The organism is Mycobacterium aquaticum (genome assembly GCF_002086485.1).
Classification (GTDB): Bacteria; Actinomycetota; Actinomycetes; order Mycobacteriales; family Mycobacteriaceae; genus Mycobacterium; species Mycobacterium aquaticum.
The window spans coordinates 1-13,682 of record NZ_MVHF01000079.1 but is presented as its reverse complement, the minus strand read 5'-3'; the positions used below and the strand labels follow the sequence as shown (position 1 = coordinate 13,682).

General features: G+C 67.0%; 13 protein-coding genes. 10 read left to right on the top strand and 3 right to left on the bottom strand.

All coding sequences use genetic code 11. The annotated features are described in order from the left end of the window. The first annotated feature begins 127 nt into the window (after positions 1-127). Positions 128-967 carry a hypothetical protein gene (locus tag BST13_RS37670; RefSeq protein ID WP_083171241.1) on the top strand — a complete coding sequence of 280 codons (840 nt, stop codon included), beginning with the start codon at positions 128-130 and terminating at the stop codon, positions 965-967. Between the two features lie 38 nt (positions 968-1,005). On the opposite strand, the gene BST13_RS37665 is transcribed toward BST13_RS37670, so the two are convergent. Both BST13_RS37665 and BST13_RS38920 read right to left on the bottom strand, forming a co-directional pair. After that, the gene (locus tag BST13_RS37665; protein ID WP_158087270.1) at positions 1,006-1,983 is read right to left on the bottom strand and encodes an HTTM domain-containing protein; all 978 of its coding nucleotides are present in this window, start codon (positions 1,981-1,983) and stop codon (positions 1,006-1,008) included. Further along, on the bottom strand, positions 1,980-2,483 hold the full coding sequence (locus BST13_RS38920) for a hypothetical protein (RefSeq protein ID WP_142282950.1): 504 nt from the start codon (positions 2,481-2,483) through the stop codon (positions 1,980-1,982). The genes BST13_RS37665 and BST13_RS38920 overlap by 4 nt, the downstream gene beginning before the upstream one ends. Positions 2,484-2,642: 159 nt before the next feature. Between BST13_RS38920 and BST13_RS39580 the strand changes: the two genes are divergently transcribed. The 9 genes from BST13_RS39580 to BST13_RS37620 all read left to right on the top strand — a co-directional run bounded on the left by BST13_RS39580 (position 2,643) and on the right by BST13_RS37620 (position 12,308). Beyond that, positions 2,643-4,289: a hypothetical protein gene (locus tag BST13_RS39580; protein WP_211296284.1), complete on the top strand. Its 1,647-nt coding sequence runs from the start codon at positions 2,643-2,645 to the stop codon at positions 4,287-4,289. Between the two features lie 184 nt (positions 4,290-4,473). Then, entirely contained in the window at positions 4,474-5,376 is a 903-nt protein-coding gene (locus BST13_RS37655; protein WP_083171238.1) for an ATP-binding cassette domain-containing protein, read from the top strand. Next, complete coding sequence (locus tag BST13_RS37650) at positions 5,373-6,131, top strand: ABC transporter permease (protein ID WP_083171236.1); 759 nt, start codon at positions 5,373-5,375, stop codon at positions 6,129-6,131. The genes BST13_RS37655 and BST13_RS37650 overlap by 4 nt, the downstream gene beginning before the upstream one ends. Before the next feature lies 1 nt (position 6,132). Continuing rightward, a complete protein-coding gene (locus tag BST13_RS37645; RefSeq protein ID WP_083171235.1) occupies positions 6,133-6,636 on the top strand; it encodes a DUF1990 domain-containing protein in 504 nt (167 codons plus the stop codon). Between the two features lie 67 nt (positions 6,637-6,703). Beyond that, complete coding sequence (locus BST13_RS37640; RefSeq protein ID WP_083171242.1) at positions 6,704-8,200, top strand: M28 family metallopeptidase; 1,497 nt, start codon at positions 6,704-6,706, stop codon at positions 8,198-8,200. Continuing rightward, positions 8,197-9,630 carry a M28 family peptidase gene (locus BST13_RS37635; RefSeq protein ID WP_083171233.1) on the top strand — a complete coding sequence of 478 codons (1,434 nt, stop codon included), beginning with the start codon at positions 8,197-8,199 and terminating at the stop codon, positions 9,628-9,630. Before BST13_RS37640 ends, BST13_RS37635 begins: the two co-directional genes overlap by 4 nt. Before the next feature lie 58 nt (positions 9,631-9,688). Further along, entirely contained in the window at positions 9,689-10,777 is a 1,089-nt protein-coding gene (locus BST13_RS37630; RefSeq protein ID WP_083171231.1) for a type III polyketide synthase, read from the top strand. Then, complete coding sequence (locus BST13_RS37625) at positions 10,777-11,286, top strand: isoprenylcysteine carboxyl methyltransferase family protein (protein WP_083171229.1); 510 nt, start codon at positions 10,777-10,779, stop codon at positions 11,284-11,286. Before BST13_RS37630 ends, BST13_RS37625 begins: the two co-directional genes overlap by 1 nt. Next, the gene (locus BST13_RS37620; RefSeq protein WP_083171227.1) at positions 11,283-12,308 is read left to right on the top strand and encodes an NAD(P)/FAD-dependent oxidoreductase; all 1,026 of its coding nucleotides are present in this window, start codon (positions 11,283-11,285) and stop codon (positions 12,306-12,308) included. The genes BST13_RS37625 and BST13_RS37620 overlap by 4 nt, the downstream gene beginning before the upstream one ends. On the opposite strand, the gene BST13_RS37615 is transcribed toward BST13_RS37620, so the two are convergent. Beyond that, positions 12,264-13,562 (bottom strand): uracil-xanthine permease family protein, encoded by a 1,299-nt coding sequence (locus tag BST13_RS37615; RefSeq protein ID WP_083171225.1) that lies wholly within the window; start codon positions 13,560-13,562, stop codon positions 12,264-12,266. The genes BST13_RS37620 and BST13_RS37615 overlap by 45 nt on opposite strands. Positions 13,563-13,682: the final 120 nt, after the last annotated feature.

The window sequence follows — 13,682 nt, the reverse complement described above, 5'->3', positions numbered from 1 at the left end:
GTCTCGGTCCCGCCCCGACTTTCCCGCCCCAGCCCCGCGAGTGTGCGTCCTCTGCGAATTTTCGGCCGATTTTTCGCAGACGATTTACACTCGCGAATCTGTCGGTGGCTTTCGGCACACTCCCCGCATGGGGGAGCCATTCATAGGGACCGAAGCCATCGCATCGGGCAGGTTGACGGCGTATCAACTACGCACCAGATGCGTGGCGATCTATCCGGACGTGTATGTGGCGCGCGACACCGTGCTCACCGCCAAGTCGAAAGCAACAGCTGCGTGGTTGTGGTCGGGTCGCCGCGCAGTGGTCGCAGGGCGGTCGGCCGCAGCGCTGCTCGGATCGAAATGGCTCGATGCGCGACAGCCGGCCGAGCTGATCCATGGCAACCGTCGTCGTCCGACCGGGATACGCACCTGGGCTGATCGTTTCGAGGACGACGAGATCACCGTCGTTCGTGGAGTTACGGTGACCACGCCTGCCCGCACCGCCGTCGACCTGGCGTGTCGTTACCCGGTCGACGAGGCGGTGGCTCTGATCGATGCTCTCGCCAACGCGACACACCTCAAGATGGCCGATGTCGATTTGCTCGTCGAGCGCTACCGCGGTCGTCGGGGAATCAAAAGGGCACGAACAGTATTGGATTTGGTCGACGCCGGAGCAGAGTCGCCGCGCGAAACCTGGCTGAGGCTGCTCGCGGTCCGGGCAGGGTTTCCGCGACCGCGTACCCAGGTTCCCGTCCATGACGAATATGGAGTGTTGGTAGGGGTTTTCGACATGGCCTGGGAGGACGTCAATGCCGCCGCCGACTACGAGGGTGAGCAGCATCGAACGGACCGCCGTCGCTTCAATCGGGATATCCACAAGGCAGAAACGGTGACGCGCATGGGGTGGACCCATATCCGCGTCACGTGCATGGACGGCGAGGCCGACATCATCAAGCGGATCTCGGCTGCAGGCGTTCCGCGAGTGTGAATCCTCTGCGAGTTGCCGGCCGATTTTTCGCAGCCGATTCACACTCGCGAGACGTCGGGGGCGCCAGGGCTCCAGGACGTCCGGGGAATGGATCCGGCGGCACGCGCTGCCCAACGGATGACCACATCTCGGCACATCAGAATGAACCGCGTCGCGCTTTCCGGTGGCACGAAGCAGAGGTAACTCGCCAGCATGGCGTAGCTGAAAAAGCCTACAAGGATCGACGAATCGATCCCGAGATGCAACGACACACCTGCAACCAAGACCCACGGGCGAGCCTTGCGGTTCCAAATCAACACTGCCAGAGCAAGTTCGACGAGCATTGTGCCGAAGGTGAGCATGTTGGTCACAATCACCGAGTGCGTGACGAAATCGGGCGTCGGGAGTCGATGGACGTCGTCCAGTCGCAATGCGTATGACACCGCGGTGCCCTGTGTCCACAGTTCGTTCTGCGCCTTGTGCCACACAGCTGACAGGTATCCGACGCTGATCTGTATCTGGATCAGCCGCAACGCCCACGGCGCGCGTAACGGGAATTGCCAAAATTGGCCTGGCGCTTTGCGAATGCGATCGATCGACAGCGCCGCACCGGCAGGCGCGAGCGCGCAGAAGAACGCCAGATCACGCACCACCAGGTCGCCCGCATTCCCGACCAGCAGATTCCGATGCTGCAAGGACACGATGCCGAGCCACACCACGATTGCGGCGACTCGCGTGAACAATCCCACTGTCAATGCGAGCGCACTGAACAACGTCGCAGCGAACACCCCAAGCAACAGAACCGGATTGTTCGACAGCGCCAGGAGTCCCCACTGTCCGAGGCCGTGCGCGGTGTTGTCGGGGAGGATTCCGCGAGGGCCGTAGAACGCGAACAGATCAGGTATGAGGGTGGCGGTCCATGCCGTGGCGAGTAGTCCGAATGCGATCCGGAACAACGCGAGGCTCGAAGTCTCCTGCGGTTCGAACCAGAACCGCTGCCACGACGACCACAAACGGGAAAAGGGCCTCGCCGTCACGACGACCTCACATCGCGAACGTAGATCGTGACTTCCTGCCATGGGCCGTGCGCCGGCCCTGGTCCGGGCGGGAGTGTTTGCGCCCACCGTCGAACCAGCGTGACGCGCACCGGATCATGTCCTTCGGATCGGGCGCGGTCTGCCAGGTATTCCGCGTAGGCGGGCCACAGTGACTTTCCGTCGTCCGGCCGGATCATCTCCATGTACTTCTGCCATCGGTAATCGGAGTACGCGGCCATCCCACGGTTGCCCGGCACTGCATACACGATGGACGTCCCGTCGGCGTTGTCGACGTGGCCGTCCACGTAGGCCGAGATGTCGCGCGGGTTCGAGTACATCGCCCAGAATTGTTCGATCCCCGCCACCTCGCGAAAAGGTTCGGTCACCGTGTCGAGGGCCGTCCGCAAAGCGGAAGCGGGGATATTGCCGATCACGATCGCCGCCACGATGAAGGCGAGCGCGACGCTCGCGATCGCACGTCTCAAGACGGATCTGCTCATAGCCGGCCCGAGTCCTATCCGAAGAACCCGAATAGCCGGTGGAAGAATCCGCGGATCCGCTCGAAGAAGGCGTGGTTCTCACCGTGGTGACCCCACCACCCGGACGTAGCGCCTGACGATTGTCCGGAGCTGCCGGAGGTTTGGCCGCTGGTCCCGGAGGTGCCCGAGGTTCCTGACGTGCCGCCGGAGGTGTTGTCGCCGGAGCTTCCCGAGGTGCCGGAGCTGCCGGAGGTGCCTGAGGTTCCCGACGTGCCGCCGGAGGTGTTGTCGCCGGAGCTACCCGAGGTGCCGGAGCTTCCGGAGGTTCCTGAGGTGCCGCCGGAAGTGTTGTCGCCTGAGCTACCGGAGCTTCCTGAGCTGCCTGAGGTTCCCGACGTGCCGCCGGAGGTGTTGTCGCCGGAGCTGCCTGAGCTACCGGAGCTTCCCGAGGTGCCGGAGCTTCCGGAGGTTCCTGAGGTGCCGCCGGAGGTGTTGTCGCCGGAGCTGCCCGAGCTTCCCGAGGTGCCCGAGCTTCCCGAGGTGCCGGAGCTGCCGGAGGTGCCGGAGGTACCCGAGGTGCCGGCGGAGGTGTTGGCGCCGGAGCTGCCGGAGGTGCCGGAGCTTCCGGAGGTGCCCGAGGTTCCCGACGTGCCCGAGGTGCCGCCGGAGGTGTTGTCGCCGGAGCTGCCGGAGGTGCCGGAGCTTCCCGAGGTGCCCGAGGTTCCCGACGTGCCCGAGGTGCCGCCGGAGGTGTTGTCGCCGGAGCTGCCGGAGGTGCCGGAGCTTCCCGAGGTGCCCGAGGTTCCCGACGTGCCCGAGGTGCCGCCGGAGGTGTTGTCGCCGGAGCTGCCGGAGGTGCCGGAGCTTCCCGAGGTGCCGGAGGTTCCCGAGGTGCCCGAGGTGCCGCCGGAGGGGGTGTCGCCGGAGCTGCCGGAGGTGCCGGAGGTTCCCGACGTGCCTGAGGTGCCGCAGGAGGTGTTGTCGCCTGAGCTGCCGGAGCTTCCTGAGCTGCCCGAGCTTCCCGACGTGCCGGAGGTGCCGCCGGAGGTGTTGTCGCCGGAGGTGCCGGAGGTGCCGGAGCTTCCGGAGGTGTTGTCGCCGGAGCTGCCGGAGGTGCCGGAGCTTCCCGAGGTGCCGGAGCTTCCGGAGGTGTTGTCGCCCGAGCTGCCGGAGGTGCCCGAGGTTCCGGAGGTGCCGCCGGAGGTGTTGTCACCGGAGCTGCCAGAGGTGCTGGATGTGCCGGAGCTGCCTGAGCTACCGGAGCTTCCCGAGGTGCCTGACTTTCCGGAGCTGCCCGAGCTTCCCGAGGTGCCTGACTTTCCGGAGGCGCCCGAGCTACCCGACGACCCCGACGTCCTCGGGTGTCCCGACGTCCCCGAGCTACCCGACGTCCCCGAGCTACCCGATGTCCCCGAGCTACCCGATGTCCCCGAGCTACCCGATGTCCCCGAGCTACCCGATGTCCTCGAGTGTCCCGACGTTTCCGAGCTGCCCGAACTCCCAGACGTTCCGCCGGATGAGCCACCGCGCTCGGGCAGGTTCAGCAGAGCTGGTGATCCGGCCGGCGTGGACGAACGTCCCGGCTCGGCAGCTATGGCTGACGCGGTGCCTGCTGCTGTGATCATGCCGACGGCGAGCGCTGCCGCGGCAACCCCTTTCGACTTACTGTCCATCGTCGAATTCCTTCGTCCGTTCGGGTCGGCGCAATGTGCGGTTGCGGTGAAATGTGTTGCGGTGGTGGCTGTTGGTGCTGCTGACAATGAATGGATAACTGACCCTGAGCTGGGCCCGTATAGCTGTGACCTCCAGAAAGCGCTGCGCAGGTAGTCTGCTGATCGACGCTACGCAGCCGCAGGGGGCGGCGAATCAGGGATTTGCCTATGTTTCTGGAGCAAATCGTTCTGTATGGCGAGCGCGCCAACAGCGACTCGCGCCGCGAAGGCCACTGGCCGCGGCGCGTCGACGTTCGCGACATGACGGCGGCGCTCGGAGATGGGAATACTGGACGACGATGATCGAAATCGCCGGGCTGACGAAGCTCTACGGAACCCACCGCGCGGTCGACGACCTGACGTTCACCGTCGAACCGGGTGTGGTCACCGGGTTTCTCGGGCCCAACGGCGCAGGCAAGACGACGACGATGCGGCTGATCCTGGGGCTGGACCGCCCCAACGCCGGCACGGCCACGATCGACGGCAAGCACTACCGCGAACTGCGTGATCCGCTGCGAACCGTCGGGGCGTTGCTCGACGCGCGCCAGGCCCACCCCAACCGCAGCGCGCGCAATCACCTGCGCTGGATCGCGGCGGCCAACCGCATCCCGGTCCAACGCGTCGACGAGGTGCTCGAAGCCGTCGGTTTGGAATCGGTGAGTGATCGGGCGGCGGGGACGCTGTCGTTGGGTATGAGCCAGCGCTTGGGCATTGCGGCGGCGCTGCTGGGGGATCCGCCGGTGCTGTTGTTCGACGAGCCCGTCAACGGTCTGGACCCCGAAGGCATCCACTGGGTGCGGACGCTGATGCGTAGCCTGGCCGCCGAGGGACGCACGGTGTTCGTGTCCAGCCATCTGCTGGCTGAAATGTCCAACACGGCAGACCGGCTGGTGGTGATCGGCCAGGGCAAGCTCATCGCGTCGACCACGGTCGCGGAGTTCGTCAGCGGGTCGGGCAATGCCGTGCGAGTGCGCAGTCCGCAGCTGGTCACTCTGGCCGAGGTCCTGGGCGACGCCGGGTTGCAGGCCGACGTGGACGGCGACGCGCTGACGGTGCGTGGTGCGGCCATCGAGGTGATCGGGGAACTGGCTGCCCGCAATTCGATCGTGTTGCACGAACTGAGCACGCGGTCGGCTTCGCTGGAGGAGGCGTATTTGAAACTCACCGACGACGCCGTCGACTACCGGGCGGGCAAGCCATGAGCGCGCTGGCGGTGCTCGATGCCGAACGCATCAAACTGTCGACCACCCGCTCGCCGCTGTGGTCGGTGCTGGGGGTGGCCGCGTTGAGCCTCGGGGTGGCGGCGCTGCAGGGCTGGACCTCCTACGGTTTCACCCCGCTGCCGCCGGGTAAGGCCGCGCTGGGGGTGGCGGTGTTCGGGGTGCCGGTCCTGATGATCCTGGCGTCGATGACGGTGACCGGCGAGTACCGCACCGGCCTGATCCGGACGACGTTCCTGGCCACCCCGAACCGCACCTGGGTGCTGGTTGCGAAGGCGATTGTGGCCGCGGCGTTTTCGTCGGTCTGCACGGTGGCGATGGTGTTGGCGTCGGTGATGGTGGCTCGGCTGTTCGCCGAACCGGTGGTCGGCGCGCAACTGTCGCTGGTCAGCGCGGCGACCTGGTCGGTGGCCGGCGGTTTCGCGCTCTACGCCGCGCTGGCTGCCGTGCTCGGGGTGGCGGTCGGCGCATTGATCCGGTTCGCGGCCGGCGCCGTCGCGGTGCTGCTGTTGTGGCCGCTGGTCGCCGAGCCGCTGCTGGCCAACCTGCCCTCCACAGGTGTGCAGCTCGGCCCGTGGCTGCCGTTTGCGAACATGTTCCGCTTCCTCGACGTGGAATGGTTGTTCCCGACCTTCAACATCCCGTGGGGCGAGACGGGATCACTCGTCTACTTCGTCATGCTCGTCGTGGTGGTCTTCGTCGTGGCGGTCGCGGTGCTGAACCGAAGGGATGCCTGACATGGATTGGGCCGCGCTGGACCGCAAACCCTTGAACTACGCCGAAATCGGAGCGACTGCCGGTGTGCTGCCGAGCGGCTATCACCACATCCGGCGGACCGCTGCCCTCGGTGAGGGCCGCAGCTGCTTCGAGAATGCTGCCGACCGGTTGATGCACTGGGGTGTGCAACGGGGCGCGGGGTTACGGATCCAGACCTCGTCGGAGGTCGCCGAGGAAGGGGCGCTGCTCACGATCAGGCTGGGGCCGGTGCTGGCGTACGGGCGGGTCGTCTACACGATCGATGAGCCCGACCGCCGCGGCTTCGCCTACGGGACGTTGCTCGGGCATCCCGAGTCCGGGGAGGAATTGTTCGCTGTCCGGTATGACGAAGGCAGCGTGTATGTGGATGTGGTCGCGTTCTCCCGGCCCGCCACGTGGTGGAGCCGGCTCGGCGCGATTCCCGCCGCTGTTGCGCAGAGATTCGTCACCAACCGCTATCTGAACGCACTGAAGGCCGACGCCTGACGATCCTCGGCGGCACGCGACCGGTCATCGCCGCCTGCCCGCGGAGCTACCCACTACGGTGGGTGCAATGCGACGCAATGTGACGGGGGCGGTCCTTGGTGCGGTGATGCTGACCGCGGCTTTGGCCGGATGTGACAGCAAGACCGAACTCAACGTCGATACGCCCGCGGCCGCACCCGCGGCCCGTGAATTCGCCGAGCAGCTCCGTCACCGGGTGTCGGTTGACGCGATGATGGGGCACCTCAAGAAGCTGCAAGACATCGCCAACGCCAACGGGAACACCCGTGCGCTCGGCACGCCGGGATTTGACGCGAGTGTCGACTATGTCGCGAAAACCCTGCGCGACAAGGGTTTCGACGTACAAACCCCCGAGTTTCAGGTGCGCATACCGTTCTCCGAAGACCCGCAGGTCACCGTGGGCGGTCAGCCGGTGACCGCCAAGCCGCTGCTGTACACGATCGGCACCGGCGCCGATGGCGTGTCCGGGCCGCTGGTGCCCGCCCGCACCGGGGATTCCCCGGGTTGTGAGGCCAAGGACTACGACGGGCTGCCGGTCGCCGGTGCGGTCGTGCTCGTCGACCGTGGGCACTGCGCGTTCAGCGCCAAAGAGACCGCGGCCGTCGAACGCGGGGCCGTGGCGCTGATCGTCGCCAACAACCAGGACGGGGACCAGATGGGCGGCACGCTCGGCGAGCGCACCGACGTCAAGATCCCGGTGGTCAGCGTGAGCAAGGCCGACGGCGCCCGGCTGCGCGCGGCTCCCGGTCCGACCACCATCAAGCTCAACGCGGGTGTCCGCACCGAGCACACCCGCAACGTGATCGCCCAGACCAAGACCGGTTCGACCTCCGACGTGGTCATGCTGGGCGCGCATCTGGACAGCGTGCCCGAGGGCCCCGGCATCAACGACAACGGCTCCGGCGTCGCCGCGGTTCTGGAAACCGCGCTGCAGCTCGGTGTTTCGCCCGACGTCAAGAACGCCGTCCGCTTCGGGTTCTGGGGTGCCGAGGAGGAGGGCCTGCTCGGCTCCCGCAACTATGTGGAGTCGCTGGACCTCGAAGCGCTCAAGGACATCGCGATGTACCTGAACTTCGACATGCTGGGCTCACCCAACCCCGGGTACTTCACTTATGACGGTGACCAGTCCGCACCACCGGATCCCAGCGGTCCGGCCAGGGTGCCGGAGGGATCGGCGGGTATCGAACGCACCTTGGCCACCTACCTGCAGAACGCCGGAAAGACGCCGCGGGACACCAGCTTCGACGGCCGGTCCGATTACGACGGATTCACCCTGGCCGGTATCCCGGCGGGCGGGTTGTTCTCGGGTGCCGAGGACAAGATGTCCGAGGAGGAGGCCAAGCTGTGGCAGGGCAAGGTCGACCAGCCGTTCGACCCGAATTACCACCAGGCCACCGACACCATCGACCACGTCGACCCGACCGCGCTGCAGATCCACGGCGAGGGAGTCGCCTATGCCACCGGGCTGTACGCGCAGGATCAGAGCGGCCGCAACGGGATTCCGATCAGATCCGACCGCACCCGCCACGAGGTCACGCCCTCGTGAAGGCCGGTTGGGCCGCGGCGCTGGTGGCTGTAGCCGTCGCCGGGTGTTCATCGCAGTCGCCGCCGCCCGCTGATCTGTCGCACGATCTGGCGGGCCGGATCACCGTCGACGCCATGTACACGCACCTTCGCAAGTTCGCCGAGATCGCCGAGGCCAACGGCGGTAACCGTGCGGAGGGCACTCCCGGGTACGACGCCAGCCTCGATTACGTCTCGAAGCTGTTGAAGGACAAGGGTTTCGACGTACAGACACCGGAATTCGACCGGCTCGGCCCCATGCAGGGCGGCGATCCGGCGCTGGTCGTCGACGGCACCCGGTACCCGGTGGTTCAGGGATCGCTGATGGTCCAGACGCAACCCGGCGGTCTGAACGCTCCCACCCTGCACCCGGTCAAGCTCGCGGGCTGCACGGCCGCCGATTACGGTACCAAGAAGATGACCGGAGCCATCGCGGTCGTCGACGACACCGGATGCTCGGTGGTGGTCAAACAGGACACCGCCGTCGCGCAGGGCGCGGTCGGGCTGCTGGTGGTCAGCACCGTGAAACCCAGCCCCACAGGGTTGTTCACCCCGGGCTATTACCGACAGCTGAAGGTACCGGTCGGCATCATCGACAAGACCGCCGATGCCGCGCTGCTCGGTACGTCGGCCGCCGTCAAACTCACTCTGGACGGCAAATCCGAGCTGATCAAGTCGCGAAACCTGGTGGCGCAGACCAAGACCGGATCCACCTCCGATGTCGTGATGGCCGGAGCGCACCTGGACAGCATCCGCGGTGGCCCAGGCATCAACGACAACGCTACCGGCGTGGCCGCGCTGCTGGAAACCGCACTGCAGCTGGGCAGTTCGCCTGCGGTCCACAACGCGGTGCGGTTCGCGTTCTGGGGTGGCCAGGAGACCGGGCTCGACGGTTCGACGCAGTATGTGCGAGGGCTCGACGCGGGCCAGCTCACGGATGTGGCGTTGTACCTGAACTTCGAGATGCTGGGCTCGACCAACGCCGGGTACTTCACCTACGACGGCGACCAGTCCGTCGCGACGGTGGTCAAGGCGGTTCCCGACGGTTCGGCCGGCATCGAGCGCACCCTGGCCGGCTATCTCAACCTCGCCGGGGTGCGGCCCGCTGACATGCCGCTGAGCGATACCACCGACTACACCGCGTTCCTGGCCGCCGGGGTGCCGATCGGCGGTACCACCACGGGGTCGTCGCAACGCAAAACGGAAGTGCAGGCGCGGCTCTGGGGCGGTAAGGCCGGCCAGCCGTTCGACCCGAACTACCACACCCCGCGGGACACCGTCGACAATGTCGATGCCCATGCGCTGTCCATCATGGGGCCGGCGGCGGCGTTTGCTGTGGGTAGCTATGCGATGTCGATCGACGGGGTCAACGGGGTTCCGTCGCACGACAAACGAAATCGCCGCCCACGCTGAATCAGAAAATTCACCGCATTCCGGTGAACCCGACCGCGGGCGACTCCGTAGTACGGGTATGGGAATTGACTTCGGCCACATTGTCAGTCACAGCACAATCGCCGGCGTTCACGGTGTTCTCCCACCCAATCGATATACCCAGGACGAGGTCACCGAGGCCCTGCTGGAGCTGCCCGGGTATGACGCGGTCGCCGACGTGGTGCGGGCGCTGCACAAGAGCGCGAAGGTCAACAGTCGCTACCTGGTCAGGCCGCTGGAAGAGTACGCATCGCTCAGCGATTTCGGTGAAACCAACAACCTGTTCATCGACCACGCGACCGAGCTGGGCTGCCAGGCGCTGTCGGGTGCGCTCGAAGAGGCAGGCCTGCGCCCGCAGGACGTCGATCTGATCATCACCACGACGGTCACCGGCGCAGTGGTCCCGTCGCTCGATGCGCGCATCGCAGGCAGGTTGGGACTGCGACCCGATGTGCGCCGAATGCCGATCTTCGGTCTGGGCTGTGTGGCCGGCGCGGCCGGCATCGCGCGGCTCAACGACTATCTGCGTGGGGCTCCCGACAAGGTTGCGGTGCTGGTGTCGGTGGAGCTGTGTTCGCTGACGCGCAAGCATCATCCGTCGATGCCGACGCTGGTGGCAGGCGCCCTGTTCGGCGACGGTGCGGCGGCCGTGGTGGCCGTCGGTGCCCAGCGGGCAAAGAAGCTCGACCCGAGTGGGCCGGATGTCCTGGACTCGTGCAGCCACCTGTATCCGGATTCGTTGCACGCCATGGGCTGGGACATCGGTAGTGACGGGTTCGAGATCGTGCTGAGCGCCGAGGTGCCTGGCTTCGTAGGCCGGTATCTGGGCGATGACGTCACAGGTTTCCTTGCCGCACACGGCCTCACGGTCGGCGACGTCGAGTCGTGGGTGAGCCACCCGGGCGGCCCCAAGGTGATCGAGGCCATCATCGAGACACTCGAACTCCCTTCCGACGCACTGGATCTGACCTGGCAGTCGCTGGCCGAGGTGGGCAACCTATCCTCGTCGTCGGTGTTGCACGTGTTGCGCGACACCATCTGCAAGCGTCCCGCCCCAGGCACCCCAGGAGTCCTGATGGCCATGGGCCCGGGCTTCTGCTCCGAACTCGTCCTGCTGCGTTGGCGCTGATGGGAAGCAGAACCGTAACGGTCCTCATCGCCGCGGTCGCCGTCGAGCGGGTGGCCGAACTCGTGGTCTCCCGGCGCAACCTGCAGTGGAGTAAGACCAACGGCGGCAAGGAGTTCGGTGCCGGGCATTACCCGGTGATGGTGGCCCTGCACACCGGGCTGCTGGCCGGTGCACTGCTGGAGGCGCGTCGGCGCCCCTACCGCCGGTGGCTGGGCCGCTCGATGCTGGCTCTGGTGCTGGCCGCGCAGGGTCTGCGGTGGTGGTGCATCACGACGCTGGGGCGCCAGTGGAATACCCGGGTGGTGGTGATACCGGGCGCTGCGCGGGTGACCGGTGGTCCGTACCGGGTGGTGTCGCACCCGAATTACGTCGCGGTGGTGACCGAGGGTGTGGCCCTGCCGCTGGTGGGAGGAGCCTGGCTCACCGCGTTGCTCTTCACCGTCGCCAACGCGGTGTTGTTGCGGACCCGGATCCGGGTGGAAAACGATGCGTTGCAAGGTTTGACATGATCGACCTGTTGGTTGCGGGCGGCGGGCCGGCCGGTCTGGCCACCGCGGTGCACGCGGCGCGCGCGGGCCTCGAGACGGTGGTGGTGGAACGTCGGTGCGGCCCGATCGACAAGGCTTGCGGTGAGGGCCTGATGCCGCATTCGGTGCGTCACCTGCACGAGCTTGGGGTGGATGCGGAGGGGCGGGCGTTCCGCGGCATCCGCTATCTGGATGGCCGCCGCGTTGCCGAGGCCCGGTTCTCCGGCGAAGCCGGTCGCGGTGTGCGGCGCACGGTGCTGCACGCGGCGTTGTCGGACGCGGCGGCCGCAGCCGGGGTGAAGGTGGTGCAGGGCGAAGTCGGTGCGGTGCACCAGGATTCGACGTCGGTATCGGCGGCGGGGTTCCAGGCCAGATATCTGGCCGCGGCCGACGGTTTGCACTCACCGATCCGGCGTTCGCTCGGGTTGGCAGAGGACAACGGGCCGCGGCGACGATGGGGCATCCGGCGCCATGTCCGGATCGCGCCGTGGTCGGACTGCGTCGAGGTGTACTGGGCCCGAGATGGAGATGCCAGTGAGGCCTATGTGACCCCGGTCGCCGACGACTGTGTCGGCGTGGCGATCCTGACGTCGGCTCGCGGACGGTTCGAGCAGCACCTCGAGAAGTTCCCGGCATTGGCCGACCGGATCCGCGCGTGCCCTCACGGCACGGACCGGGCGGCGGGCCCGTTGCGGCAGAAGGTACGTCGGCGCACTGCGGGCCGCGTGCTGCTGGTCGGGGATGCGGCGGGCTACATCGACGCGCTGACCGGCGAGGGCATGGGCCTGGCATTCGGTGCCGCCGAGTTGTTGGTCGGATGTGTGCTGGCGGACCGGCCGGGCGACTACGACAGGCAGTGGCGGGCGCTGACCCGGCGCTACCGGTTCCTGACCGCAGCGCTGTTGTACGGCAGCGGCTTTCGGCCGGTACGGGCGGGCATCACGCCGGCGGCCGCGGCGCTACCCGTCGTGTTCTCCGCGGTGGTCAACGCGCTGGGGCAGTGAGTCTCGCCGCCCGCCGGCGATCTGCAGCAAGCGCATCCCGTGGTAGACCACCAGCGCGGCGATGGAGCCCAGGGCGATGCCCGTGAACGTCAATGAGCCTGCGGTCCAGGTGAAATCGGCGATCCCGATGATCAACGGGATCGCCGCCGTCATCTGGTTGATCGGCTTGGCGAAGTCCACGTGGTTGGTGAGCCAGATCCGCACGCCGAGTATGCCGACGAGACCGTAGAGCACCACGGTCGCACCACCCAGGACCCCCGGAGGGATGGCCGAGATCGCGGCTCCGACCTTGGGGCACAACGACAATCCGATCGCCACTGTGGCCGCCACCCAGTACGCCGCGGTCGAGTAGACCCGGGTGGCGGCCATCACCCCGATGTTCTCGGCGTAGGTGGTGGTCGCCGATCCGCCGCCGGCCCCGGCCAGCACGGTGGCCAGCCCGTCAGCCGCCAGGGCGCGACCCACGAGCGGGTCCATGTCCGTCGCGGTCATCTGTCCGACGGACTTGACGTGCCCGATGTTCTCGGCGATCAACGCGATCACCGCTGGCAGGAAAAGCGGCAGCACCGCGACGGTGAAGGTCGGCGTCTGGAAGTGGGGCAGACCCAGCCAGGGCGCCGCCGCGATCGCGGAGGTGTCGACCTCACCGAGGATCAGCGCCAGCAGGTAACCGATCAGCACCGCCCCGAAGATCGCCAACCGTCCGATGATGCCGCGGAAGAACGCCAGCGTCGCGACCAGAACCACCAGCGTCACCAGCCCGACGACCGGCCCCTTCTCGAAGTTGTTCTTTGCTGCCGGGGCCAGGTTGAAGCCGATCAGCGCGACGATCGCCCCGGTCACCACCGGCGGGAGCGTCAGGTCGATCCAGTGGGTCCCGATCAGGTGCACGACGGCGCCGACGATGATGAGCAGCACGCCGAGCGCGATGAGTCCGCCCAGTGCGCTGCCCGTGCCGTGGGAGGCGACCGCCGCCGTCACCGGGGCGATCACCGAGAAGCTCGAACCCAGGTAGCTGGGCAGCCGGTTACCGGTGATGATCAGGAACAGCACGGTGCCGACGCCGGAGAACAGCAGCGTGGTCGACGGCGGGAACCCGGTGAGCACCGGAACCAGGAAGGTGGCGCCGAACATGGCCACCACGTGCTGCGCGCCGATGCCGATGGTTCGGGGCCAGTCCAGCCGTTCACCGGGTGCGACGACGAAGTCGTCGTCTGCGCGGGCCTCGACGCGTTTCCAACTCAGCAGGGTCACGCACTATCTATAGGCGTCGACAGGCCAGTTATGCCACGTTTGTCGGGGTGTTGCGAAATTAGGTGGTTGATCCGGGTCTTCGGTATGTCTTACCGGGGTTGGGGGTGGTGGCCGCGAAGA

Excerpts from the sequence above, each read along its gene's own strand:
- BST13_RS37630 (WP_083171231.1), top strand. The coding sequence starts at position 9,689 with ATGGGAATTGACTTCGGCCACATTGTCAGTCACAGCACAATCGCCGGC.
- BST13_RS37640 (WP_083171242.1), top strand. The coding sequence starts at position 6,704 with ATGCGACGCAATGTGACGGGGGCGGTCCTTGGTGCGGTGATGCTGACC.
- BST13_RS37650 (WP_083171236.1), top strand. The coding sequence starts at position 5,373 with ATGAGCGCGCTGGCGGTGCTCGATGCCGAACGCATCAAACTGTCGACC.
- BST13_RS37620 (WP_083171227.1), top strand. The coding sequence starts at position 11,283 with ATGATCGACCTGTTGGTTGCGGGCGGCGGGCCGGCCGGTCTGGCCACC.
- BST13_RS37625 (WP_083171229.1), top strand. The coding sequence starts at position 10,777 with ATGGGAAGCAGAACCGTAACGGTCCTCATCGCCGCGGTCGCCGTCGAG.
- BST13_RS38920 (WP_142282950.1), bottom strand. The coding sequence starts at position 2,483 with ATGAGCAGATCCGTCTTGAGACGTGCGATCGCGAGCGTCGCGCTCGCC.
- BST13_RS37655 (WP_083171238.1), top strand. The coding sequence starts at position 4,474 with ATGATCGAAATCGCCGGGCTGACGAAGCTCTACGGAACCCACCGCGCG.
- BST13_RS37670 (WP_083171241.1), top strand. The coding sequence starts at position 128 with ATGGGGGAGCCATTCATAGGGACCGAAGCCATCGCATCGGGCAGGTTG.
- BST13_RS37645 (WP_083171235.1), top strand. The coding sequence starts at position 6,133 with ATGGATTGGGCCGCGCTGGACCGCAAACCCTTGAACTACGCCGAAATC.